The 25,439-nt window shown below is 28.6% G+C and carries 29 protein-coding genes; 15 read left to right on the forward strand and 14 right to left on the reverse strand.

Annotation, left to right across the window (positions count from 1 at the left end):
- Nucleotides 1-110 precede the first annotated feature (110 nt).
- From HBE96_RS25945 to HBE96_RS02905, 7 genes are all read right to left on the reverse strand, one after another.
- Entirely contained in the window at nt 111-335 is a 225-nt protein-coding gene (locus HBE96_RS25945) for a hypothetical protein (protein WP_206154812.1), read from the reverse strand.
- A 103-nt stretch (nt 336-438) separates the two neighbouring features.
- Nucleotides 439-1,542: a DnaD domain-containing protein gene (locus HBE96_RS02880; RefSeq protein ID WP_169296263.1), complete on the reverse strand. Its 1,104-nt coding sequence runs from the start codon at nt 1,540-1,542 to the stop codon at nt 439-441.
- 35 nt (nt 1,543-1,577) lie between these two features.
- The gene (locus HBE96_RS02885) at nt 1,578-1,928 is read right to left on the reverse strand and encodes a sigma-70 family RNA polymerase sigma factor (protein ID WP_169296264.1); all 351 of its coding nucleotides are present in this window, start codon (nt 1,926-1,928) and stop codon (nt 1,578-1,580) included.
- The gene (locus tag HBE96_RS02890; RefSeq protein ID WP_169296265.1) at nt 1,919-2,563 is read right to left on the reverse strand and encodes a sigma-70 family RNA polymerase sigma factor; all 645 of its coding nucleotides are present in this window, start codon (nt 2,561-2,563) and stop codon (nt 1,919-1,921) included. The genes HBE96_RS02885 and HBE96_RS02890 overlap by 10 nt, the downstream gene beginning before the upstream one ends.
- A gap of 276 nt (nt 2,564-2,839) precedes the next feature.
- The gene (locus tag HBE96_RS02895; RefSeq protein WP_169296266.1) at nt 2,840-3,013 is read right to left on the reverse strand and encodes a YvrJ family protein; all 174 of its coding nucleotides are present in this window, start codon (nt 3,011-3,013) and stop codon (nt 2,840-2,842) included.
- Nucleotides 3,014-3,260: 247 nt separating this feature from the next.
- Nucleotides 3,261-3,479 carry a DUF2922 domain-containing protein gene (locus HBE96_RS02900; protein WP_169296267.1) on the reverse strand — a complete coding sequence of 73 codons (219 nt, stop codon included), beginning with the start codon at nt 3,477-3,479 and terminating at the stop codon, nt 3,261-3,263.
- A gap of 52 nt (nt 3,480-3,531) precedes the next feature.
- The gene (locus tag HBE96_RS02905; protein WP_169296268.1) at nt 3,532-3,756 is read right to left on the reverse strand and encodes a DUF1659 domain-containing protein; all 225 of its coding nucleotides are present in this window, start codon (nt 3,754-3,756) and stop codon (nt 3,532-3,534) included.
- A gap of 372 nt (nt 3,757-4,128) precedes the next feature.
- Here HBE96_RS02905 and HBE96_RS02910 point away from each other — a divergent pair, with 372 nt between their 5' ends.
- Both HBE96_RS02910 and HBE96_RS02915 read left to right on the forward strand, forming a co-directional pair.
- Complete coding sequence (locus HBE96_RS02910) at nt 4,129-4,665, forward strand: hypothetical protein (protein WP_169296269.1); 537 nt, start codon at nt 4,129-4,131, stop codon at nt 4,663-4,665.
- Nucleotides 4,666-4,693: 28 nt separating this feature from the next.
- Nucleotides 4,694-5,278 carry a hypothetical protein gene (locus HBE96_RS02915; RefSeq protein WP_169296270.1) on the forward strand — a complete coding sequence of 195 codons (585 nt, stop codon included), beginning with the start codon at nt 4,694-4,696 and terminating at the stop codon, nt 5,276-5,278.
- A 367-nt stretch (nt 5,279-5,645) separates the two neighbouring features.
- Here the strand turns inward: HBE96_RS02915 and HBE96_RS02920 are convergent, their stop codons facing one another.
- A complete protein-coding gene (locus tag HBE96_RS02920) occupies nt 5,646-6,401 on the reverse strand; it encodes an MBL fold metallo-hydrolase (RefSeq protein WP_243186812.1) in 756 nt (251 codons plus the stop codon).
- A 106-nt stretch (nt 6,402-6,507) separates the two neighbouring features.
- Here HBE96_RS02920 and HBE96_RS02925 point away from each other — a divergent pair, with 106 nt between their 5' ends.
- From HBE96_RS02925 to HBE96_RS02945, 5 genes are all read left to right on the forward strand, one after another.
- Nucleotides 6,508-6,921 (forward strand): Lrp/AsnC family transcriptional regulator, encoded by a 414-nt coding sequence (locus HBE96_RS02925; RefSeq protein WP_169296271.1) that lies wholly within the window; start codon nt 6,508-6,510, stop codon nt 6,919-6,921.
- 176 nt (nt 6,922-7,097) lie between these two features.
- Complete coding sequence (locus HBE96_RS02930; RefSeq protein ID WP_169296272.1) at nt 7,098-7,655, forward strand: sigma-70 family RNA polymerase sigma factor; 558 nt, start codon at nt 7,098-7,100, stop codon at nt 7,653-7,655.
- Nucleotides 7,656-7,659: 4 nt separating this feature from the next.
- Nucleotides 7,660-8,520 carry a hypothetical protein gene (locus HBE96_RS25950; RefSeq protein ID WP_206154813.1) on the forward strand — a complete coding sequence of 287 codons (861 nt, stop codon included), beginning with the start codon at nt 7,660-7,662 and terminating at the stop codon, nt 8,518-8,520.
- An 81-nt stretch (nt 8,521-8,601) separates the two neighbouring features.
- Nucleotides 8,602-9,510: a DUF4351 domain-containing protein gene (locus tag HBE96_RS02940; protein WP_169296273.1), complete on the forward strand. Its 909-nt coding sequence runs from the start codon at nt 8,602-8,604 to the stop codon at nt 9,508-9,510.
- Nucleotides 9,511-9,787: 277 nt separating this feature from the next.
- Complete coding sequence (locus tag HBE96_RS02945) at nt 9,788-10,696, forward strand: EamA family transporter (protein WP_169296274.1); 909 nt, start codon at nt 9,788-9,790, stop codon at nt 10,694-10,696.
- A 204-nt stretch (nt 10,697-10,900) separates the two neighbouring features.
- Here HBE96_RS02945 and HBE96_RS02950 read toward each other — a convergent pair whose 3' ends face one another.
- A complete protein-coding gene (locus tag HBE96_RS02950; RefSeq protein WP_169296275.1) occupies nt 10,901-11,443 on the reverse strand; it encodes an MORN repeat-containing protein in 543 nt (180 codons plus the stop codon).
- A 199-nt stretch (nt 11,444-11,642) separates the two neighbouring features.
- Between HBE96_RS02950 and HBE96_RS02955 the strand changes: the two genes are divergently transcribed.
- Nucleotides 11,643-11,891, forward strand: a complete 249-nt coding sequence (locus HBE96_RS02955) for a hypothetical protein (protein WP_169296276.1) — start codon at nt 11,643-11,645, stop codon at nt 11,889-11,891.
- Between the two features lie 398 nt (nt 11,892-12,289).
- Nucleotides 12,290-13,300 carry an Rpn family recombination-promoting nuclease/putative transposase gene (locus HBE96_RS02960; RefSeq protein WP_169296277.1) on the forward strand — a complete coding sequence of 337 codons (1,011 nt, stop codon included), beginning with the start codon at nt 12,290-12,292 and terminating at the stop codon, nt 13,298-13,300.
- A 176-nt stretch (nt 13,301-13,476) separates the two neighbouring features.
- Here HBE96_RS02960 and HBE96_RS02965 read toward each other — a convergent pair whose 3' ends face one another.
- Both HBE96_RS02965 and HBE96_RS02970 read right to left on the reverse strand, forming a co-directional pair.
- Nucleotides 13,477-14,493 (reverse strand): fumarylacetoacetate hydrolase family protein, encoded by a 1,017-nt coding sequence (locus HBE96_RS02965; RefSeq protein ID WP_169296278.1) that lies wholly within the window; start codon nt 14,491-14,493, stop codon nt 13,477-13,479.
- 140 nt (nt 14,494-14,633) lie between these two features.
- The gene (locus tag HBE96_RS02970; protein WP_169296279.1) at nt 14,634-15,266 is read right to left on the reverse strand and encodes a TetR/AcrR family transcriptional regulator; all 633 of its coding nucleotides are present in this window, start codon (nt 15,264-15,266) and stop codon (nt 14,634-14,636) included.
- A 402-nt stretch (nt 15,267-15,668) separates the two neighbouring features.
- Between HBE96_RS02970 and HBE96_RS02975 the strand changes: the two genes are divergently transcribed.
- The 5 genes from HBE96_RS02975 to HBE96_RS02990 all read left to right on the forward strand — a co-directional run bounded on the left by HBE96_RS02975 (nt 15,669) and on the right by HBE96_RS02990 (nt 20,233).
- The gene (locus HBE96_RS02975; protein WP_169296280.1) at nt 15,669-16,601 is read left to right on the forward strand and encodes a DUF1848 domain-containing protein; all 933 of its coding nucleotides are present in this window, start codon (nt 15,669-15,671) and stop codon (nt 16,599-16,601) included.
- A 140-nt stretch (nt 16,602-16,741) separates the two neighbouring features.
- On the forward strand, nt 16,742-16,876 hold the full coding sequence (locus tag HBE96_RS26595; protein ID WP_281064323.1) for a hypothetical protein: 135 nt from the start codon (nt 16,742-16,744) through the stop codon (nt 16,874-16,876).
- Between the two features lie 60 nt (nt 16,877-16,936).
- Entirely contained in the window at nt 16,937-17,791 is an 855-nt protein-coding gene (locus HBE96_RS02980) for a GNAT family N-acetyltransferase (RefSeq protein ID WP_169296281.1), read from the forward strand.
- A 333-nt stretch (nt 17,792-18,124) separates the two neighbouring features.
- Complete coding sequence (locus tag HBE96_RS02985; protein WP_169296282.1) at nt 18,125-18,400, forward strand: CD3324 family protein; 276 nt, start codon at nt 18,125-18,127, stop codon at nt 18,398-18,400.
- 264 nt (nt 18,401-18,664) lie between these two features.
- Nucleotides 18,665-20,233: an ATP-binding cassette domain-containing protein gene (locus HBE96_RS02990; protein ID WP_169296283.1), complete on the forward strand. Its 1,569-nt coding sequence runs from the start codon at nt 18,665-18,667 to the stop codon at nt 20,231-20,233.
- 63 nt (nt 20,234-20,296) lie between these two features.
- Here the strand turns inward: HBE96_RS02990 and panC are convergent, their stop codons facing one another.
- Genes panC through HBE96_RS03005 form a run of 3 tightly spaced genes read right to left on the reverse strand, consistent with a single transcriptional unit; the run spans nt 20,297 to nt 22,833 of the window.
- Complete coding sequence (gene panC / locus HBE96_RS02995) at nt 20,297-21,142, reverse strand: pantoate--beta-alanine ligase (RefSeq protein WP_169296284.1); 846 nt, start codon at nt 21,140-21,142, stop codon at nt 20,297-20,299.
- A 15-nt stretch (nt 21,143-21,157) separates the two neighbouring features.
- Complete coding sequence (gene panB, locus HBE96_RS03000; protein ID WP_169296285.1) at nt 21,158-21,985, reverse strand: 3-methyl-2-oxobutanoate hydroxymethyltransferase; 828 nt, start codon at nt 21,983-21,985, stop codon at nt 21,158-21,160.
- Nucleotides 21,985-22,833: a Rossmann-like and DUF2520 domain-containing protein gene (locus tag HBE96_RS03005; RefSeq protein WP_169296286.1), complete on the reverse strand. Its 849-nt coding sequence runs from the start codon at nt 22,831-22,833 to the stop codon at nt 21,985-21,987. Before HBE96_RS03005 ends, panB begins: the two co-directional genes overlap by 1 nt.
- Nucleotides 22,834-23,174: 341 nt before the next feature.
- On the opposite strand from HBE96_RS03005, the gene HBE96_RS03010 reads away from it, so the two are divergent.
- Nucleotides 23,175-25,292 carry a C1 family peptidase gene (locus HBE96_RS03010; RefSeq protein WP_169296287.1) on the forward strand — a complete coding sequence of 706 codons (2,118 nt, stop codon included), beginning with the start codon at nt 23,175-23,177 and terminating at the stop codon, nt 25,290-25,292.
- The last annotated feature ends 147 nt before the right edge of the window (nt 25,293-25,439 follow it).

Raw genomic sequence — 25,439 nt, forward strand, 5'->3', positions numbered from 1 at the left:
GCATGCCTTCCAACATTAAGACATCATAGGAATTTCACCTAATAATTCAGATATGAAGTTAGACTGAACATCAGTCTTCTAGTTTTATTGCATATTTCTATGCAGATTGTCTAGAAACAATTCATACAGTGTGATTTTCCACTACCAACTTGTCCTAAAAAAGCTATACTGTTTTTTCTGGTGTTTCTTATTTCTTTAAAGCTTTTAAAGTATTTGAGGGCAGAATCCTTTGCCTTTTTTGTAGCTTCATTATAAACTCTGTAGTTTCCAAAGGTAAGTCTATTTCTTTGAGGTTCTATACCTGAAAAGCTCCATATTCTCTTGAGTTTATCCATTTCTCTGCACCTGCAGAAAGCAATGGTATCCTGGCAGTCAGGAGAATGTTTTATAATATATCCTTTTCCACCACAAATAGGGCATGTTTCTAAAGCGTCAACTTCAGATGACTCCCTCCATGTCTCCCTGATACCATTCTGTTTTTTCTTCCTCTGATTGATATTTTCTATATTCTTCTTCCTCAATCTTTGAATTATATCCCCAACTCTTTTCATAGTTTCTCCATGTTGTTCCAAAGCGTTTCCCTCCTTGCAGCTTTTTATAATCATCAAGAAAATTACTTTTAGTTTTAAAGTTATGAAAACCGTAATAACTCTTATGTTTTTTATAATTATTTAAATAATTTATAACTTCCTTTTCATCTCTTAAACCTTTATTTTTCCAGCTGTAAAGCACCTTTTCAATATATCTTAAATTTTTGGCATTGCTTTTTAGTGCCTGCTTCATTCCAAGAATAATTAAGTCCTTGGAATTAAAGTCCTCCATAAAATTTTTTAACAGGTCAATTTCATAAGGACTAGCACAACTTATGTTGTCACTGTAAAAACTTACAACATCGGTGAACTCTTCTTCTTCTTTTTTTAAGTAAGTCTCTGTAGTAATCTCTGGTATTGCTTTATTAAAATAGGCATTATCCATTTGACTTTTTGACTCAATGGAAGAAGGAGAATGGTACTTACTTTTGGACTTATTTACATAATCTAAATTTTCATAAACTCTATCATTGTTGTAATAAATATTTTGATCTATAGAAACTTCATTTGCTTGTAAGTTATCAGTAGCTTCTAATTTTTTATCATCTTCAGAAATGTCAGATGAATTTTCACCTGGCTTTCCTTTAGTGTCAATTGTTGAATTAGTACCATCTTCAAAAGAATCACACAAACTTTGAAGTTTTTCATAATCTATGGTGTACCATTTAGTTTTGTCCATTTTTGATTTATTGAAATTAGAGCTTAAAACTACTCCGGTATCTTCAAGTTTTTTTATAGCTCTTATTATGGTCCTTTTACATAAAAAGCTTATTTGATTGTGCCAGGCTTCGTAGCTGTTATAAATCCAGGGTATACCATCTATTATGTGAGTGCTTTTTAAAAGCCAGTAGTGGATTTGTTGAAGTATTATACTTTCCGTAATCCCAAAGATTTTTGCAAGTTTAGGTTGAAAAACCATAGTTATTTCATCTTCTAAAAGTACTTTTTTCATAATTAACACCAATCCTTTACTTATAAGTTTTGTATTTAAAAATAATACGAACCTTCCTTTGAGGTACTATTCAGGCTAAATTCAAATTTTTCTCCATTTCTTTTATTTAGGAAACTTCTAAGTTCATTGTTTACAGCATTTTTAATAGCTGTGGTAGCATAGGTTGTAAAAGCATTTTTATATTCACAGTTATATTTAAATACAGCCTTAATTAAAGCTATACTTTCTATTTGAAAAAGATCTTCAACTTCATATCCATTTATGTAAATGGAACTGGCAATTTTGTACATAAAGCCTTGAAAAATTTTAATTATAGCTTGCAGAGACTTTTCATCTCCATTCTGAGCTTTTTTTACTAAATCCAGAAGTTGTGATATTATAGACACCCCCCAATGATACAGGCCATGAATAAGAAGAAACTGTGTTTCAATTCTAATAGGGATTTAATCTTTTTATAATCTATTTTTTTACACATTCTGCGAGAGATGGATCTTATAGAGGAATAGTTTAGGTTATGAGTTTCAGCAAAATATTTTAGTGTTTCCTTTTTATAATAAGTACTTTTAAATAACTGAATTTCTAAAGGGTTTAGTTTACGATTTAAATAATGCATTAATTCTTTATTAAATAAAGTTTCATTTAAAACATTATTTTCTTTACAGGTAACATTTTTTTCTATATAGGCTAAATCATTTTCATCATCTAAATATTTAATTACAATTTGAGATTTAGAGTTATTTCTAAGGGTTTTTCTTACACAATTTAATATGGTTTCATAGATATAACTTTTGTAATTACGGCTATTGTTCCCATTAAAATTTAAGGTTGCTGTAAAAATTGATAAAGATACTTCACTTACATAATCATTCCAATATTTATTGCCATAAAATCTACCAATTTTTTCGTTATATTTTTTTATAATGTAGCCGTTGCAGTATTTGAATAGTTCCTTAAAGGATTCATTATCTTTGGACCTTAACTTTTTTAAAAAATTTTGAAAATCAGTTTCGTAAGTAAGCATATTACTACCTCTCTTTCTTTTTTTACTCTTCAATAGCTTATTTCCAATTTATGAATGAAATGTTGCATAAACAGTTTTACTTATTTATACAGCTTTTTTCTACAATACGTCAAAAAGTTAGTGTTATATGCTGATTGTTTAAAATTAATGAAGAAACATAACTACTTTTAGTGTTGAATTTTTTCTATATAGATAAGTTTTATGGGGAAAATAATTCGAAAAAAATTCTGATTGACTTGATATCAATCAGAATTTTTTAAAGTTGATTATTTTGTATCAGGGATCATTTGACTTTTTTTCATCCAGTAACATTTGGTTTATAGCATTGGATAAATTATTTATGCTGCAGGTTAAGTTTTCCATTTTACTTTCAATTCTCACCAATAGGTAAGCAGATACTGCAATAGGAAAACCTAAATTGCCTATTAAGTTTACAAGATTTACTTCCATGTTTTAAACCTCCAGGTTGATTTTGAAAATAATGTGACAAATGGACAATTAAATTTGATTTAGGCATATGAAAGAAAATAGCAAGTCAAAGATGTTAGTATATTTTGCCATGGACAAGGAAACAGTTTCCGCTGATAGTTGTTCTATCAAAGGGTTCTGTTGACGCAAAATATACTAACATACTGACTTGTTATTTTTTGAATATGCCTTAACTGTCCATCTGTCAATTATGAGTTTTAAAATTTTATTATTTTACTGATAGGCTGGAACTATTTCTTTCTATTATGTGAGCTGAGTCTTTTGTCTTTAAGTCTAAACCATCACATGTAAATATATTTTTAGCCAGTATTACATCCATAGCTGCTTTAACTTCAGCTTCAGTAACATCATTCTTAACGTTGTTTAAGGTTATAGAAGATTTTTTTCCGTCTTCATTTAAAAAAGTCATAGATAATGATTTTGCCATATTAATGCCTCCTTACTTTTTATTATTTGGAAATAGTTAAATGTGCAATTTTCTAAGCGTTAGTTATTCCGTTTTGGTCTTCCCTTATAAGTTCATCTAAGGTCCTTCCAAGAAGCTTTTCAAATTCCTTTGCTACATCAAAAAGATCCTGATTTTCTGCTGAAGTTTTGATTTTTGAAAAGCTTTGTTTCTTGATTACCTCCTTCCCGTTTTTATCTACTCCATCTGGGTATTTAAGAATCATTACAGTTTCAAGCTTTGTTGCTTTTGCAGCCATACTTATCATCTCCTTTCACTTAATATATAGGTACAATTTTTTAAAAGGAGACAATTAAAGATTATTGTTGCATACAAGATAGTTATTGAAAATATAGATGAAACTTCAATAAAGTATAATAATACTTATGTTAGTAGAATAAAATTTTTAGAAAGAGAAGATTTTTTGTGTAGAAAATTATTATATAGTAAAGAAATACGAAAAAATTTACTATTTATTGAAATTATTGTAAAGTATTCATTTTTTGAAAAAATATACGATATATTTCATGTAGCTGGTGTTTCTAAAATATAGTTTTTTTGTTAAAAAAGAGGAATTTGCAAGGTGTAAAAAACTATATGTACATTACTAAAAATTTTAAGGAGGTTCTTTATGAAAATAAAAAAATGTATAACAGCGTTAGTTGCAACTTTGGTGATTGCTTGTAGTACTTTTCCAACAAGTGCATATGCATCAACAACGACACAAAAAACAACATGTGACAAAACAATAATGTATACTTCAAACATGTCAAAAACAGTTAACGCTTCTAGAGCAATGTCCTTAGCACTTTATCCTGGTCAAAGTGGTTATTCTAATACAGTTTCATTTAATTTTATAGGTCTACCTGCTAATGCTATTGTAAAAAGCATTAAAGTAGATGCTGGTAGAGGTACTGTTTTAGGAGGTTTGGGTGCAATTTTACCCCAAAAGATAAAAATTACCAACCCTGCTGGTGAATCAAAAGAAGAACCATGGGGTAGAGGTAATGTAACTACTACATCAGCATTTATTGCTGATAAAGCAGCTGGTGTATGGAATGTTTGTTATTATGGAACCAATATAGCTTCTCCATCTAGTGGTTCACAATTTATAGGTGGTACAAAATATGCATCTGTTAAAATGACTATTGACTATGTACTTGAATAAGTATTATATAGAAAGTTAGTGATTTTCAATGTTAGTATCAAAATTATCATACAATAACCTGTCACCGCTTAATAAATTTTATAAGAAAGCTGAAAAAGAAAACATAGTAAAAGAATCAAAATCTACAAAATCTACTCAAAACAACAGCTTAGAAGAATCTATTATTGAAATGGCAAAAAAAGATGCATATAATGGAGAATATATGGGTAGAGAATTTATGGCACTTAGGCGAGCTTGTGTTAATAAAGTATCTCCAAATAGAAGTTTACCAATGTTTCAAGCATCTAACCTTATGAGAAATAGATACACTTTTACTAACGAACTTAGCTATTGGATTGCTAAGTTACTAGAGCTTCCATTTAAAGGTGAATCTACAGGCATCTCATTTGGACAAGATACTGCACAAATATATAGCCCTAATGGAGAAATGATTGCAGCTTATCATTGGCAAAGTGGATGGACATCTGTTCCAACATCTGCTGAAATTGCAAAGAGTGATGAACTAAAATTTGCTTATTACAAGGCTTACCATGAAGCACGAGAAGTTATGAAAACAAGAAATATTTCAAATGCAAGAGATACTCAAGGAACACTATTTAATGCTGAAGCTTAAACAATAAACAATTTTTAAAGTAACAAATTTAAATTTTAATTTGGTAGAGATAAATAATTTTTTTACCTTCTTTAATAACTCTTAAAAAACTCTATCAAATAGTATTACAGATTTTAGAGCATCAGCTATAAGCTTCATATTTATTAAGAAGCACTGTTGTAATAGCAATTTTTCAGATGTCTAATACCAAAATTTCATTTATAAATAATGAGTGGTTTTGGAGGGAATAGAGGTGTTTGTTATATATTTTAGTGTGATGGTTGCAAAATAAGTGGGCTTGAATGGTAGTGTGGATAGTTCATTTTACAATAGTTACTGTAAAGTAAAATAAGAGTAGTTTGTTTTAAAGAAACTACTCTTATTAATTTTAAAAAGTTATTAATTCACCATCCTCAGGTATAAATATATTGTTATCTATATTATTAATTTTAATATAATGCTTTAAGTCTTTTCTTGATACTCTGCAATGATTCCATGATTCCATGTGTACAGCAACAACTGTTATGCTTGGAAACCTGTAGCACAAGCTCTTAATATCTTTTGGTGTCATAGTTATTGGTTCACCATAGGAAAATTGAGCAGCGCCACAATTACAAACAACTATTTCAGGGGTGTATTTTTCAATAGATTTTTCTACTTCATTACACCAAACTGTGTCCCCAGCAATATAGACAGATGGTTCTCTATTAGATGAAATAATAAAGCCTGATACTGGTGCCATTTGTACAGCTAATTCACCATGACCATGTTCTCCATTAGTGCGATTAAAAGTTATATTATCCCATGTATAACTATTATTAATAGGATATACATTAATAAAACCGTATGATTTTATTTTAATTTCATCTTGAGGTTGACAGAATATAGGAATATTTTTAGAAAGTAATTTTGTGGCTGCATCATCAAAGTGATCTCTGTGGGTATGAGTAACAAGTACAGCATCACAATTGATAATAGTATCAATATTTACAGGTAATTTTACTAAAGGATTAAAATTTTGGTTTGGGACATTTGGAAGAGGAGCTATAGCTCCCATATGACTTAACACAGGATCTACAAGTATTTTTTTATTACCTAAATATATTTTTAATGTACTATGTCGTATTAATTGGATTTTCAACATAAAGCCCTCCTGTAATTTAATATACATTTAGTATATAATAATTGTTAATTGACTGGCCAAAGTATATTGGAAAAAAATATTTAATTGTGAAAGGATTTTAGGGGTTATGCTTGATCAAACTGATATAGAAATTTTAAATTTGCTTATAAAAAATTCACGTATGCAGTGGCAAGAAATTGGTGAAATAGTTCATCTAACTGGACAAGCGGTTAGAAATAGGATAAAGAGAATGGAAAAGTTAGGGGTTATAGAAGAATATACACTAAAAATAAATTCTTCTAAAATAGGCAAAGTTTTAATTGCTTTTATAACTATTTTTATGAAGACAAGAGACCATGGAGCATTTCAAAGTTATATACAAAATAATTCACTAATAATTGAAGCAAATAGGATAAGTGGGGAAGGATGCTATATGCTAAAAGTAGGTGCATCTACTCAAGAAGAAATTGTAGAACTTTTAGATGAAATTTTAAAATACGGTAATTATAAAATAAATTTATCAATAGAAAAAATAAAGTAAATTTCTAAATAGCAAGCTCAGGAATGCCTTAATAAATATTTTAGTGGTGTACTTTTTACATGATAGATATTATTCATTAACTAAAAAGGTAGTAATACCTTTTTTTATTTATGTATGATAGAAATATGTATTAACAATCGTATTAGGTTTATGAAGAGCTCTTCAGGAGGTATATGATGAAGATAGATGAAAGTAACTATATAAGCGAACTAAAACGAAAAAATAGCAAGGCATTGGAGTATACATACTCAAAATATGTTGGGTTGGTATATAAGGTAGTATTTGATTTATTAAAAGATACAGCATCTAGGCAGGATGTTGAGGAATGCGTAAGCGATATTTTTATATCACTTTGGAAAAATGCTGTACAATATAATGATAATATCACAACTTTTAAAAAATGGCTTGTTGCTATATCAAAATATAAAGCTATTGACTACATAAGAAAGCTAAGAAAAGCACAAGAAATAGTTGAACTTAAAGAGGATACAGCAATATCTAATGACAATATTGAGGAAAAAATCATTCAAACTGATGATGTTAATACAATTGTAGGTATTATAAAAAATATGAGTGAAATCGATAAGCGAATATTTTTTAAACGGTATATTTTAAATGAAAATATCAATAATATTGCTGAATACTTAAAGTTGCCTAGAACCGTAATTGATAATAGGTTATCTAGAGGTAGAAAACTTATAAAAAATAAATGGGAAAAGCTTATGGGGAGGTAATTATATGAGGAATGCAAATAATAATGAAGATGTTATATTCCAGTTATTAAATTATGCTGAAACAAATGATGAATTTGATGAAAGTTTAGAATTAGATGATTTAACGTCAAAAAGAATTAAAAATAGAATTAACAAAAAAATACAAAAAAGAAAAAACAAGCTAAAATATGCTGTTGCAGCGTGCACTATACTTATATGTACAGGGTTAGTTTTTGCAGTTTCATTTAACATCAGAGCATCAAAGCTTCAAAATATAGATAAAAATGTTGCTGGTTATACAACAATAAAAAATTATGATAAAGTACCATCAAAAGAGGAATTAAAAACAGATTTAGGCTTTGAAGCAAAAATGCCAGAACTTCTTCCAGAAGGATATAAGTTAGTTGAAGGTAGTATAGCTGGTTATATTGATGGAGCACAGCCAGCAGAAAAGCAATATGAAAAGAAACAAGTTGGTGCAATATATTCAAAACATATCTTTAGTCCCAAAATAGTTACATTAAGCATTTGGAAAGTTGGATCAAAACCTGATTCATCAATTTTAAAAAATGCTAAGAGCATAACTATTGGAAATACTACTGCATATTGGACAGAGTATAAAAAATGTAGAATTCCAATAAATACTTACAATAAAATGACACAACAACAGAAGGATAAACTTCATGAAGATATGAAGAATGGTAAAGCAACTCTACAACTTCATGGTGGTAGTATTTGGGGGGATAATGGAAAAGAGAAAGTTAAAATCACACATGTATTAAAATGGACAGAAAATGACGTGAATTATCAGCTTACTGATTCAGATTATGGATTAAGCTTTGAGCAAATGTCAAAAATGGCTAATAGTATAATAACTTCGAAATAAGAACTTATGTTTGCATAAAATCTGAAAATTATACCAATACTATAGTTAAGTAAAATTTGGTATAATTAAAGGAGATTTATTATGGATTATCAAAAAATTGAAGATTCAGTTTTAAAGAGTGCTATGGATTTCTTTAGACAAAGTGCAGTTAATTTCTTTGGTATAAATACTAAAATAACTGCACCAGCGGAAACAGAATTAAAAGATATAAAAATAAGTACAAATATTATGGATTATACCTTTTATACAGAGGATGGCAATTATCTTCATTTTGAATTTCAAACTACAAATAAGGAAGAAGACATAAGAAGATTTTTATTTTATGATGCATCGTTACATTATAAAAGCAATAGAAAAATAAAAACTATAGTTGTATATTCATCAGATATAGAAAATGTTAAAACTTATATAGATGCAGGTAATATAAAGTATAGTATAGATGCATTTTATATGAATAGTATAAATGGAGATGAAAAATATGATATTTTAAAAGATAAAATTGAAAACAATGAAGAGCTTACTGATGAGGAAATATTAAGTCTTACATTTATACCTTTAATGAAGGGGAAATTAACTAGAACGGAGAGAACTTTAAAGAGCATAGAATTAGCAGATAAGATAGAATCAGGTGAAAAGAAGATAAAGTGCCTTGCAATGTTGTATGCACTTTTAGAAAAGTTTGGGGATGAAGAAAGTAAAAAAAGGTTTAAGGAGGTTTTCAATATGACTGAGATAGGGAAAATGATATTAGAAGATGGAATGGCAAAGGGTATGGAAAAAGGTATGGAAAAAGGGAGAGCTGAAGGGAAAATTCAAGGGAAAATTGAAGGTAAAGCTGAACTTTTACTTAAATTATTAACTAAGAAATTTAAAAAAATGCCAGAAGAATATAAAAAAAAGATAAAAGAATTGTCAGATGAAACACTGGAAATAATAGGACTAGAAATATTTGATATGAAAGATATTAAAGAGCTTGAGAAATATTTCTAAAAATATAAGAGAAGATATAAAAATTAAGACATATTTAAAAGAGATTTGATGTGGGAATGCAAGTAGGTAAGAATAAAGTAATGCAGTTAATGTTAAAGAATCCTAATATCAATAATTATCCTTGACAATTTAAATTATTAATTTTATACTATAATCGGAAATTAAATAACAAAAATTTTTAGTATGTGGATTTTTCTAGAGAAATTCTATTTTCGCCACGCAATTATTAATATGATAATTGTGTGGCTTTTTATGTTAAAAGAAAGGGGTAAGATTTTTGAAAAATTGGTATTATGCATTAGCTGTTTTTTTAGGCGGATGCTGTTATGGAGTATTATCAACATTTGTTAAACTTGCTTATTCAGCAGGCTTTTCATCACCAGAAGTAACAGGAGGTGAATATTTTTTTGGAACAGTGCTTATTTGTACTGTGGTGATGTTCACAAAAAAGGAAAAGTTAACTTTCAATCAAATTTTTAAACTAATATTATCTGGAATTCCATTTGGTTTAACAGGTTTATTTTATTATCAATCACTAAAGACACTTAATGCCTCATTAGCAATAATCTTTTTATTTCAATTTGTCTGGATTGGTACACTTTTTGATTGGATATTTAATAAGAAAAAGCCTACAAAAGAAAAGCTTATTTCTATATTCATTCTAGTAGTTGGTTCAGTTTTTGCTGCAAACATTATTACACAACAAAGTGGGGTTATTTCTTTGCAGGGGATAATATGGGGACTACTTGCTGCTTTAACGTATACAACTTCTATTTTTCTTAGTAGTTCAGTTGAGAAAGATACTTCTCCAGTGTTAAAAAGTGCTCTTTTTTCCATTGGCGCTTTAATAGTTGTTTTTGCATTGTTTCCGCCAACATTTTTATTGAATTTATCTACCTTAAAGAGATTGACTCCATATGGATTGATTCTTGGTATATTTGGAGTGGTTCTTCCACCACTTTTATTTTCAATTGGAATGCCACACATTGGACCAGGGCTTGGCACTATACTATCTGCTTCTGAACTTCCAGTAGCTGTTACTATGTCCTTGCTATTTTTATCTGAACATGTGAACTGGACTCAATGGATGGGGGTGTCACTTATATTAGTAGGAATTATAGGTAGTAATATAAAGCTAAAAAAAGATAAGATAGATGATACTATTAATCTGAAAAAAGTTGCCTAATGCAATGAATTCATTTTACTGAGCAAGTATTAAAAGTTAAAAATAAAGGAGAAATTGCTATCAAATAAAACAGTGTATATTCATTAATAGGTAAATGATTGAATGCTAAATAACCGTACACTTTTATATAATTTGAGTGTACGGCTAAAAAGCGAGGTATAGGCCACAAGCTATTATACCTGAAAAAATGGTAACTTGTGAGACTTATTTAAAAAATATATTGTTTTCAAAATTTCCTATAGAAATCTCAGAATTTGAGTGGAGATATATGCCGCTGCCATCTCTTATATCATCCTTCCAGTCACCTAGATACTTATCGCCATCTGACCAGGTATGAGTACCTTTGCCATGACGCATATCATTCTTCCAATAGCCTATATAAGTTTCACCATCTGACCATGTGAATATACCAAACCCAGTTTTTTCACCCATTTCCCATTGACCTTCATACTTGTCGCCATCTGGCCAAGTGTAAATACCATAACCATGTTGCATATCATTTTTCCATTGGCCTATGTATTTTTCACCACAAGCCCAGGTAAAAGTACCTTGACCATTCATTTCATCATTTTCCCAGTCGCCTGTATACTTACTACCATCATTATAGAAATAGATGCCTTTACCATGCATTTTACCATCTTTATGTTCACCTGCATAATGCCCACCATGGACATGCACACTAGTGTCTTGTTTAATATTTAGTTTTATGCTATTTAAAGCTAACTCAGATATTTGAACCTTTTTCATTTGTGATTCTCCTTGTATATAATATATAATTATTTTTTTAGGTAAGTTTTAATAAAAGAAAATGAAAATCATTATCGAATAAAAACTAAGTTGATTATATCATATAAAACCTATAGTGTATATTATTTATTAAATTCTTTAATATTTTTTGCATAATCTATAATGAAAGAATTGTCAGATGATTTTTTTCATTTGCAGCTTGTTATTACCAAATTTCATTTATTATGTTCCTTTGAAGCCAGTAGTAGAGGAAGGTAGTGATTACACGGCAAATGGATATGTATTTTCGGCAATAAGCATGCAAAGAATTGTGGGTATTAAAGATGGTGAATTATATACATTAGGAAACTTAATATTTGAAACATCTTTAAGGGAACATGTAGGAGAAGTATATAACTTACTAATAGATGAGTTTAAAGATCTAAATAATATACCTTATGAAATATAATGTAGACAGTATTTACTCATTTTAACAATAGGTAATTATAATCCAATCAACAAATACAAGTAAATAACCAAGCTGTATGAAAATAGACTGCTATACCTAGTGTACCAGTCTATTTTTTATAAATAAATTGCCCTTTATTTTGTAACTCCATTTAGTATAAAAGTTTTCTAAGTTTTTGGCCGAACTGTAACATATCTCTCTATTTATCATATGAATTGTATCAGAGGTTTCAAAGAAAAGAATATCCTTATACCGTTAATATTAGAATTTAAGTCTGCGTCTAAAAAGTATAAAGATAAAAGTACATAATAGAAGAGAAACCTAGTGCAGCCTTTGAAAATTTCGGATATAATATAAGTAATAGTTATTACATTATAAAAATGATAGGTGAATAAAAAATGCGAATAAAGAAAGAAATGCATCACATACATGATAAGAGCTATAAGGACTTATTTTCAAATAAAGAGCTATTAGTAGATATGATACAAAACTTTGTTAAAAGTTCATGGATAAAAGAAATAACAAAGGATAATATTGAACTAGTAAACAAGTCATATATACTTTCAGATTATGAAGAATTAGAATCAGATATAGTATATAAAGCAACAATAGATGATAGAGAAGTTATATTCTATATATTGCTAGAATTTCAGTCATATGTTGATTATAGTATGCCTATAAGACTATTTTTGTATATGTCAGAAATATGGAGAGAAGTTCTAAAAAATACAAAACAAGCAGAAGTAAAAAGTAAGGATTTTAGATTACCAGCAATAGTACCCTTGGTTTTATATAATGGAGAATATAAGTGGACTGTAGAGAAAAAATTCAAAAACATTATAAATAAAAGTGAGTTATTTGGAAATAACATAATCGATTTTGAATATATACTTATAGACATAAATAAATATGAAAAAGAAGAGCTGATGGAACTGAAAAACTTAGTATCGGCAGTATTTTTATTAGATCAAAAGGTTGATATTGAAGAGTTTATAAGTAGAGTAAAGGATATAGCCATAGGTTTCAACAACTTAACAGAAGAACAAAAAATGATGTTAAGACATTGGTTAAGAGTAACTTTAAGTGATGAACTGAAAGGTAAATTAGGAGAAAAAATAGAGGATATTTTGATAGCAAAAAAAGAGGAGGTTAATCGTATGACTTCTAATATTTCAAAAACGATAAAGGAAACTTTTGAAAAAACTAGAGAAGAAGGAATGGAAAAAGGAATAGAAAAAGCTAGGCAAAAAGATGTAGAAATAGTCTTAAAGCTGCTTACAAAAAAATTCGGAAATTTAGATGATGTACTTAAGAAAAAAATAGAAAAATTAGATAGTGATAAATTAAGTTGCATTATTGAAAATATTCTAGATATAGAAAGTTTACAAGAAGTTATTAAAAGCATATAACACTAATCGATGTTGATATTTTAGCAAACTCAGGTAAGTTTTGTAAAACACTTCATGGGGTTAAACTTTGCAAGTTGAGCAATATTTGTAACTGCTTTTATTTACATCATTCCTGTTTTTTATACTGTATATAAAAATAATTAAAAATGTGGTTAATTTGACCACATTTTTAATTATCATATTAATTCAGTACTAACCTGATTTGTTAGTGTGCCAATATTATCTATTTCCAATTTTATAACATCACCCAAATTGAGTAAATGACCATTTTCCATTCCACAACAATTAGGAATTGTTCCAGATGCCATAAACTCACCTGCATAAACCTGCTCTCCTTTGGAAGCATAAGCAATAGCTTTTCCAATGGAATGGTAAAATTCATTTAGCTGTCCTTCAGCTGCTAATTTTTCATTAATAAATACTCGTGTTTTTAAAGTATTGAGCACTGGCAATATTTCATCCGCTGTTACAACTATATTAGATATGGAGCTTGCAAAATCCTTTGCTTTACATGGTCCAAAGCCTGTCTTTCTCATCTCATCAAGCTGAACATTTCGGGCGCTGAAGTCATTAAATACACAAAAAGCACCTACAGCAGCAAGACCTTCTTCTTCCGTTGCATTAAGAAGATCCTTGGTAATGATCATGCCAAGCTCTAACTCATAGTCTTTAAGTGTTGCATAATGTGGATAGCTTACTATGTCACCATCTCCAATAAATGATAGGGCATTTCCCTTATAATATACAGGATTATCATACCACGCCTTTTTAGGTTTAAAAGCTGGAAATGGATATCTGAATATAGATTCATAGGCTTTTACTATGGGGTATACCTTAGGCATAGTATATTTTGTAAAAAGTCGGCCACTGTTAATTACATGTCTTTCACACAGCATAAAATCACGGTAAAGCAGGGGACGAAAAGGTATAATTTCTTTCATGTTCTCAGTTTCACAGGCAGCTTTCAAATCAGCTTTTTGTAAAAGTGAATTTAAATACTCTTTATTTTTAGGAAGTGTTTGTAAAAACAAAATAAGGTCTTTAGAAACAGAATTTATTTTTGAATATTCTTTGCTGTTATCTGCCTGAAATTGTTCCAGCAGCTTAGATAGAACAATCCATTGGTCTTTATATAAAATAGCAAGTGAAACCTCATTCTCGTTGGAATTTATTTGTAACTTCTTAATTTTCAATTTAATCTCTCCCTATATATTAATTTTCTTTAAAAAAATTGATGAAGGTTAATGCTATTTGAACATGTTCAAATAAAAGTAATCTAACACCCGAAATGAATGCTGTAATGACAGCCATATCGGGTTATTATTTATTGCTATTAGTCTTCTTTTATTGACAATGCAAATTCTTTCATTTGATTTTTTAATTGGACTATATGTTTTTTTACTTGATGGATTTCAGGTTGTGATACATTGTAAGTTTGCAGGCTAAAATCTAAGATCATATCGATTCTTTTTTCAAGAGAAATCTTTTGGGTTAAATACTTATTAGCAATAAAACTGCGCATAGCGCCTTTGATTGCCAAAGTTCTTATGTAATAATCCTCAAACTCAAAATCAGGATTATAATTTTTAAAAAGAATTTGTGATCTTCTAGCAGCAGCATCTACAAGTCCATCAAAAACACTTTTTAAACTGTAAGCTTCATAATATATTTCACAGATGCATTCATCTTCTTCTACTGCTGTAAGTTCAATAGCACAGGATAGTCCATATCGGAGAACTGGATTTAAATCTTCTCCAAAATAATTGCAAATGACCTCGTCACTTTTCTTAAATGTTTCAAGAATAAGACTTTTGAAGATTTCTTCTTTATTTTTGTATAGGTAATATATACTGCCAATTAACACACCAGATCTTTCAACAATTTGACGAATTGTGGTCTTTTTGTAGCCCTGCAGTATAAAGAGCTCTTTTGCACTCTGAAGTATTTTGCTTCTAGTGTCTTCCATCATAGTCACCTCAAAAATAATCTTTCTTTAACATGTTCAACAACTAAATAATACTACCTTGGATATAAAGTGTCAATAATGATTTTAACATGTTTAAGTAGTATATTTTTTAAAAGGGCTTGATTACAATAAATACTATACTTGATTCTATGACAAATAAATGCTTCTAACTTATTATCTTTTGAAGAAAGGAAAATGAAAGAAGGAGAGGCTATAGGAAGGAGCAAGAATTACACAAAATTATATGAAAATAAAATTTTAGAGATGCAATATTTGAAGTAAGTTTGGGGGTATAATTAATGATATATAAATGGAAAGTTAGAAAAATATGCTTTTGAAGAATTAGAAGTAATTCATCTTATTAATCTATTTATTTCATAAGAGATAAGGAGAAATGTATATATGATACTTAGTGCTAGTAGGCGTACAGATATACCAGCTTTTTATAGTGAGTGGTTTTTTAATAGAATAAGGGAAGGATTTGTATTAGTGAGAAATCCATTTAATACAAAGCAAATTAGTAAAATAAGTTTAAGTCCAGAAGTAGTAGATTGCATAGTATTTTGGACTAAAAATCCCAAAAGGATGATAAAGAAATTGGAAGAAGTTAAAAAATATAATTATTATTTTCAATTTACTTTAAATTCATATGATAAAACTTTAGAAAAAAATGTTCCTGAAAAGAAGTATTTAATTAATACATTTATAAAGTTATCACAAAAAATTGGTAAGGATAAAGTAATATGGAGATATGATCCCATAATATTAACGGACAAATTTACAAAAGAATATCATTACAGGTGGTTTGAGTATCTAGTAAAAAGATTAAGTCCATATACAAATAAATGTGTTATTAGTTTTTTAGATTTATACAAAAAAACTGAACGTAATTTAAAGAGTATAAATATTTTACCATTAAATAAAGATGATATGTTTGATTTTGCCAGGAAATTTTCAAAAATAGCTTCTGAATATAATTTGATTATTGAAACTTGTTCGGAAGAAGTAGAATTATCTAAATTTAATATTAATCATGGAAGATGTATAGATGATAAGTTAGTTTCTGATATTATTGATGAAAAATTATTTATAGATAAAGATTCAACTCAAAGGGAAGTATGTGGATGTGTAAAAAGTATTGATATAGGAGCTTATAATACATGTAATCATAATTGTTTGTACTGTTATGCTAATTTTAGTAGAGAGTGTGTGGAAAAGAATTTATTAAAACATAATAAAAAATCACCATTATTATTTGGTGACTTAAATGGAGATGAAAAGATTACAGATAGGAAAATGAAAACGTATAGGAGAGGTCAAATTTCTTTTTTATAGTAGCAGCAAAAACTATTCTAGTGTTTGCAAAAATTAGAAATTTGAGGCAAACGTTTTTAATACTCCACAGGTGTAAATTTCTAAAAATTATACCAATACTATAGTTAGGTAAAATTTGGTATAATTAGAGGAGAGTGATTATGGATTATCAAAAAGCTGAGGATTCTGTTTTAAAAAGTGCTATGGATTTTTTTGGACAAAGTGTAGTTAGTTTCTTTGGAATTTTTGATTTCCAATATGAAAAAAGGATATCAAGGAGTTTTTCGGTTAAATAAAGAATAATAAAGAGTTTAGCTATCAAATAAACAAAAAATATAGTTAGGGGGAGGAAAGAAATGTTTAATTACAGCACTTTGGAAAGTATAGGTATGGAGAAATTATATAAAACTTTTTTAGAAGCATTTTCTGATTATCAAGTAAAAATTGATTTACCGATTTTAAAGTTTCAACAAATGCTTCAAAGACGAGGGTATATTTCAAAAGTTTCAATAGGGGCATTTGAAAATAATACATTAGTTGGATTTCTTTTAAATGGAATTAGATACTGGGATGGGAAATTAACTGCATATGACACAGGAACAGGTGTTATAAAAACTTATAGAGAGCACGGAATAACAAGTAATATGATTTTTAATACAAAACAATTACTTGGAGAAATGGGAGTGGAACAATATTTACTTGAAGTAATTCAATCAAATATTTCTGCAGTTCGTCTATATAAAAAACAAGGCTTTGAAATATTAAGAGAGTTTGAATGCTTCAATTTAGATAAAAATAAATATACTCCTACAGCAGCATATGAGACTCAACATATAAATAGTATTACTAAAAGTAATTGGAAAGAATTTGCAAAGTTTTGGGATTTTAAACCATCATGGCAAAATTCTATTGATTCAGTTAATGATGCATCAGGTACATTTGTATATTCTATTATAATTATAGATAATACCATAGTTGGTTATGGAATTATTGATAAATATACAGGAGATATCCCACAGATAGCAGTAGATAAAAATTATAGAGGTAGAGGGATTGGGAGAAGTATATTTGCAGATTTATTGAAGAATACGGAAGCGTATAATGTTAAGGTTTTAAATGTAGATAATCACTGTGATTCTGTGAAAGATTTTTTATTTAATTTAAAATTTCAACAAAATGTTAGCCAATATGAAATGGTTTTAAAATTATAAACATAGAAAATATGTAAAAATTGATAATATACAATTGTTTTAATCCAATAAAAATGGGAATATCTTCAACTAAAATGTTTTATAATAAGGTACTTTGGTATGCAAAAGCAAAACAAGTAAATTTAAAATTGACATAAATTACTGAAATGGTGTAATGTAGAATAAAAAAAGGAGATGAAATTATCATGAGTTTAACTATAGTAGTTAGCTCCATGCAAAGATTGTAAGATATGAAAAACTTTTGCTTGGAGCCAATATATTAAGTTTTTCATATTTTAATTAATCTTTGCATCTTCATTTATATATTAAATGTAGGATTGGAGCAAAGAATTTATGAAATATGAAAAAGCACAAAATATATTACCAGACACTATAATTGAGATAATTCAAAATTATATGGACGGTGGATATATATATATACCTAGAAAAGATGAAAACAAAAAATCCTGGGGGGAAAATACTGAAACTAAAAAATATCTTAAAGAACGGGATAAAGAAATATTTGATAGATATTCTTCAGGCGTGCCTGTTAAAGCTTTATCACAAGAGTATTTTTTAACAGAAAGCAGTATTAGAAGAATAATCAGAAAGAAAAAAAATTATGATTAATATAAAAGGCATATTTTTCACAGTTATTGCTATGAAAATATGCCTTTAATTTTAAGATATAAGTATTTTTAAAGGGACTGTGGTATTAAGAATAAATACTACAATAATATTATGTTGATTTTAAATTTGCAAATCAATATGTTGTATGTAATTCCTTAGTGAGGCATCAACATATGATTATAAACATTACAGAATCATTTATGAACTTGGTCTTTGCATCTTATGATGATATTATTCATTATGAGATGTAAGGAGGAGATAATTGTGAGTATTTTGAAAATCCAAAATATGAGTCATTCATTTGGTGACAGAATATTATTTAATAATGTATCTTTTAGATTATTAAAAGGAGAACATATTGGACTTATTGGTGCTAATGGTGAAGGTAAATCAACCTTTATGAAAATTATAAATAATGAAATTTTACCTGATTGTGGTACTATTGAATGGAATAGCAAATTCAATATTGGATATATGGATCAGTTGGTTGATTTAAAAGAAGGAATTACTGCAATGAATTTTTTAAAAAAAGCATTTATAAATTTATTTAATATAGAAAATAGAATTAATGATCTATATATTAAACTTGGTAATATGGATATAGAGGAAATGAATAAGAGCTTAAATAAAATTTCTACTTTGCAGGAAATCTTAGACAAGAGTGATTTTTATAGTATTAATTCAAAAATACAGGGAGTGGCAGCTGGTCTTGGAATTAATGAGTTTTTATATAAAGATGTTTCAGATCTAAGTGGAGGGCAGAGAACTAAAGTTTTACTTGCCAAGCTGCTTTTAGAAAAACCAGATATTTTATTGTTAGACGAACCAACTAATCATTTGGATGAAAAACATATAGAATGGCTTAGAAATTATTTATCAAACTATGAAAGTGCATTTATATTAATATGCCATGACAATAGTTTTTTAAATGGTGTAGTAAATATAGTTTATCACCTTGAACACAAAGTATTAACAAGATATGAAGGAAACTATGATTATTTTGTTAAGCTTTATGAAATACGAAAACAGCAGAGGATAATTGAATATAAAGAGCAGCAAAATAAAATTACAAAGCTTGAAGAATATATAAGAAAGAATAAAGTTAAAACATCAACTGCAAAACAAGCTAAAGCAAGAGAAAAGCAACTTAATAAAATTGAAAAAATAGAAATTAAAAAAGAAATCATAAAACCTCATTTTAATTTTAAAAGTATAAAAATGCCAGAAAACATAATTTTTAAAACTAGTAATTTAATTATTGGATATGACAAACCCTTAAGCAAGCCTTTAAATTTAAGTATGAAAAGAGGACAAAAAATTGTAATAACAGGAGCTAATGGATTAGGAAAAACAACTCTTTTAAAAAGTTTACTTGGATTATTAAGACCTATAAATGGTAAAGTAATCTTAAGTGATTACAAAAAGATTGGATATTTTGAGCAGGAAATTATGGGAGATAATACTAATTCAGTTTTATATGAAGTTTGGAACACTTTTCCAAATTTTACTCAAACAGAAGTAAGAAGCAGCCTTGCTAAATGTGGATTAACAAGACGACATATAGATAGCTCCATTAACTTATTAAGTGGAGGAGAACAAGCTAGAGTTAGATTATGCAAGCTAATTAATAAACCTACAAACGTATTAGTTTTAGATGAACCTACAAATCATTTGGATATATATGCTAAAGATGAACTTAAACGTGCCTTAAAAGAATACGATGGAAGTATAATTTTAGTATGTCACGAACCAGAGTTCTATAGAGATATTGCAACAGATGTATGGAGTTGTGAAGATTGGAGATACTCTAATAAAGGTTTCTCCACTTTTTAAACAAAAAAATCTCCTGCAGCTAATTTATCTTAAGCAGGAGATTTAATTATTTTGGTTATGAAGTTATATATTCCAGGTAAAATTATCTATAAGTCTTGTCTTTCCTATAAATACTGCAATAGCTATAAGTACGTTATTTTCTATTTTTTTTACAGGTTTTAAGGAAATGCTGTCTACTATTTCTACATAATCTATTTTTGCTAAAGGCTCATCTCTTAAACTATTTGTAATTACTGATTTTAAATCATTGCTATCTTTCAACCCACTTTTTAGAAGTTTTTTAGCTTTGCCTAAGCTGCAATTTAAAATAAGTGCTGCTTTTTTTTCTTCTTTTGAAAGATAAGTATTTCTAGAGCTTTTTGCAAGTCCATTGTATTCTCTTATAATAGGGCACCCTACTATAGTAACATCAAAATTTAAATCTTCAACCATATGCTTTATAACAGCCAATTGTTGGGCATCCTTTTCGCCAAAATAAGCTTTATTTGGAGTTATTAGATTAAAAAGCTTGGACACAACAGTACATACTCCTCTAAAATGCCCAGGACGTCTGCTTCCGCACAAGCCATCAGTAAGATTTTCTACATTTATATAGGTAGAAAAGTTTTTGCTGTACATTTCATCAGGTGAAGGAGCAAAAATTAAACTAGCACCACTTTCCTCACATAATTTAGAATCTCTTTTAATATCTCTTGGATATTTGTCTAAATCTTCATTAGCACCAAATTGAGTTGGGTTTACAAAAACAGAAACCACTACTTTATCATTTTCTCTGCAAGCTCTATCTATTAAACTTTTGTGACCTTCATGCAAATAGCCCATAGTTGGAACAAGCCCTATGCTGCAATTAGAATCCTTCCAAAGTTTTATACAACTTTTTAAATCTTTTATGTTATTTACTATTTTCAATTTTAAATTCATCTCCTAATATAGTTTCTTTAGTATTTCTTCTTTCATTGTAAAGCAGTGTTCCTTTGCTGGAAAATCACCTTTATTAACTTCTTCTATATATTTATTTATGCCTTCCTTCATAATATCTCCTGTATTGGCAAACTTCTTAACAAACTTTGGAGTAAAATCAGAAAACATGCCAAGCATGTCTTGATAAACTAGTATTTGACCATCACAATACTTTCCAGCACCAATGCCTATAGTAGGTATTGAAATAGTTTCTGTGATTATTTTTCCAAGATCAGATGGAATTCCTTCAAGAACTATAGAAAAAGCACCTGCATCTTCTAATCTTTTGGCATCCTCTATAATTTTTTTAGCATCGTCTAAAGCCTTTCCTTGAATTTTAAAGCCGCCAAACATATTTACAGATTGAGGAGTAAGGCCTAAATGACCCATTACTGGAATTTGAGCTTTAACTATAGCCTTTATTTGTTCAGAAACGTCTGCACCGCCTTCTAATTTTATGGCATCAGCATGAGCTTCTTTTATAAATCTTCCTGCATTTTTAACTGCATCATATACAGAAGCTTGATATGACATAAAAGGCATATCTCCAACAACTAAAGCATTTTTTACGCCTCTTTTAACAGCAGCAGTGTGATGAAGCATATCTTCCATAGTAACACTTAAAGTATCTTCATAGCCAAGACATACCATACCCAAAGAATCGCCTACCAGAATACCATTGATACCTGTACTATCCATAAGTTTAGCAGTTGAATAATCATAAGCCGTAAGCATAGTCAAATTTTCTTTATTAATTTTTGCTTGTTTAAAGCTTTTAATTGTATTTTTCATTATTCTATACCTCCTAAAAATTTTTCACTTTCTATATAGTCTCTTTCTGGATGCTTTTGTTTTGATAAATTTAAAAGATTTAAGGATAAATTTTTATAAATCTCTTTATCTTCAATAGGTACAGCATTTATATGCTTTTTTATTGTACCTAAATCATTTCTTTCAATAGGGCCAGTTAAAGCAGCTGTGAATCCCTTTTCTTTTAAATTTAGCAAGCTATTTTCTATTAAGGGCATTAGTGAATTTAAAGCAATTTTTTCATTAACTCCACAGCTAATAAGGTAACTGCATCCCTTGTTTAAAAGAGAAAGTACAAGGTTTGATACAGTTACATTAGCTAAGTGATAAAGATCTTTTTTATCCTTATCAATAGAGAGTATAGAATTGCCAAGAGAAGCAATAAAAGCTTTCATTTTACATAAGTATTTTGCATCACCTTCAATAGAAAAATAACAATCTTTTAAATGTTTATAGGTAGTAAACTTGCTAGAGAAAGCAAACATAGGATGAATAGAATATGCAAAAGCACCTAAATTGTTTATATCTGAAAAGATTTTAGAAGATAAAGAACCACTAGTATGACATATAATTTTATTTCTAATATCAGAATGTTTTATAGTCTGCCATATTTTAAAAACAATGTCATCTGGAGTTGTTATGAAAACAATATCGCTGTCATCAATTAACTCATTAATGCTTTCATAAAATTTTGAACCTGTAAATTCAGCAGCTTCTTTTGAAGAAGAACTGCTCTTACTATAATAGCCTGTTAAGGTTATATTATTAATGGAAAAATACTTTCCTAAGGAAAATCCTACTTTTCCAGCACCAATAAAACCAATTTTCAATAAAAATCACCACCTGGAAGTTTATTCTCCAAGTTGAAATTGTCTCATTCTATAAGATATGAGCAGAATACTAGAAACATTAAACAATTAAGGTGCAGTTCCTAAAAAAGGATACTACCCTAAGAAAAGTTTAACATAAATGAAAGTATTAGACAATATACATAAATCCAAGTAAATGTAATTTAATTACAGTAAAGGTGTATATATATTCAAACAAATCTGAATTTACAATATAGTGAACTTTGATTAATTCAAGCTAGTATATTAATATTAGTATTAATGTAATATTTATTTTACAATAAATTACTTATTTTCAAAAAACAATATAAGGGGGAATTTTAATGAAGAGAGGTAATGCGTTACCAAAAGTGTTCACAACTGTTGTTATGTCTTCCGTATTACTTACAAGTACTGCTTTATCATCAAATGTATTTGCAAAGGGTGATGCAAATAAAATCTATATGGGACAAATTAATCCGGAGTTCAAAAATGCAACCGCTAAAAGTAATTCAAATGGCAAATCTGGATATGGATTTATTCCTAATCCAGTTAAAATTACTAAAAGTACATCAAACAAAAATCTTTTAAAGAATGCAAACTTACCTGCCAAATTTGATTTAAGGGATCAAAACAAAGTTACTTCAGTAAGAAATCAAGGTAAGATTGGAAGCTGTTGGGCTTGTGCTACTTACTCGTCATTAGAATCTTGGATGCTGATGTCACAAAATACTGATGTGAATTATTCAGAGAATAATCTTATAACTCATAGTGGTTTTGATTTTGGACCTGATGATGGCGGAAATTCTTTTATGTCAACTGCTTATCTTTCCAGATGGAATGGACCTGTTTTAGAAAAAGATGATCCTTATGCTTCTCCTGCTACACCAAGTAACATAGTAGTAAGAGATGGTAAAAAAGCAGTTAATCATGTACAGGATGTATTATTTATTCCTGAAAGAACTGGTTCTGCAGATAATGATGAAATAAAAGCTTCAGTAATGAAATATGGTGCATTAGATATTAGTATGGCATATGATAAAAAGTATTATAATCCTAGTACAAGCTCCTATTATGCTTATGAAGATTCCAATACAAATCATGATGTTGCAATTGTAGGATGGGATGATAATTATTCTAAAGATAACTTTAAACAAGCTCCTGCTGGAAATGGTGCCTTTATTGTTAGAAATAGTTGGGGACCAAATTGGGGAGACAAAGGATATTTTTATATTTCTTATTATGATAAATGTGTAGCAAAATATAATGCAGCATTCATAAATGCACAACCTACTAACAACTATGATAAGGTATATGAATATGATCCTCTTGGAATGGTAAATGTTGCTGGATTTAATAGTGAAACAGCCTCTTTTGCTAATGTTTTTAAATCAAGCTTAAATAATGAAAAGTTATCTGCTGTTAGTTTCTATACTACAAAAGAAAATGCAAAGTACGAAATATATGTTGAACCAAATTATGAAACAAATGAATTTACAAAATTAACTAAGATTAAGTCAGGAACAATTGATATGCCTGGATATCACACTATTAATTTGGACAACAGCATTTCTTTGACTAATGGAAAGAAATATGCTGTAGCTGTAAAATTAGTAGAAGATGAAGAAAAAAGCCCAATTGCAATTGAAGGAGTTGAGTCTGATTATTCGAGCAAAGCATCTGCAAATGTTGGCGAAAGTTTTATAAGTTCTGACAATAAAAACTGGACTGATTTAAAAGAATCAAATCCAGAACTAAATGCAAATGTATGTTTAAAAGCGTTCACAAAAGGTGATGTTAATACAGATAAAACTGTAGAAGTTGTTTCAACAACTCCATCAAATGGAGCAATTGATGTGGATTTAAATAGTAAAATTTCAGTTAAATTTAATGAAGCGGTTCAAAAGGGGACAGGCTTTGAAAACATTACTTTAAATGATGGACAAAATAAGGTTTCAGCAGCTTGTACTATAAATGGTGATTCTATTTCTATATCAGCAGCTTTAAAGGAAAATACAAAGTATACTTTAACTATTCCTGCAGAAGCTGTAGTTGGAAATTCTGGTAATAAGTTTTCCAATCCTTATACAATGAGTTTTACAACTAAAAAGGATACAAATGTAGATCCATACGAACCAAATGATTCAAAAAATACAGCATACCCAATTAAATTAGGCGAAACTTATAATGGATATATTTCTTCACCAAATGATATAGATTACTATAAAATAAAGGTAACAAAAATGGGCATTTTAAAAGTGAATTTAACAAACTTACCAGCAGATTATGATTTACATTTGTATGATTCATTAGGACTGCCATTAGGTCATTCTAAACTTTATGAAATAAAAAGTAAAAGTATAAAGTTTCTTGTATTTCCTAGAACCTATTATATAAAGGTTAATGGAAATAATAATAACTACAATAATAAGCTGCCATATACTTTACAGGTAAATCAATAAACCTATAAGAGTTGTAAAAAATACTGTAGTAACAGCTTTAATACTTTTAGTAATCAAGAAAAATATTCAATAGATTTACTGCATTATCATATATAAATAGATTAGCTACTAATTTTTAAGAGCTGTCTTACAATAGAAAGTAATTTC

Source organism: Clostridium muellerianum (assembly GCF_012926525.1).
In the GTDB taxonomy this organism is placed as follows: domain Bacteria; phylum Bacillota; class Clostridia; order Clostridiales; family Clostridiaceae; genus Clostridium_AM; species Clostridium_AM muellerianum.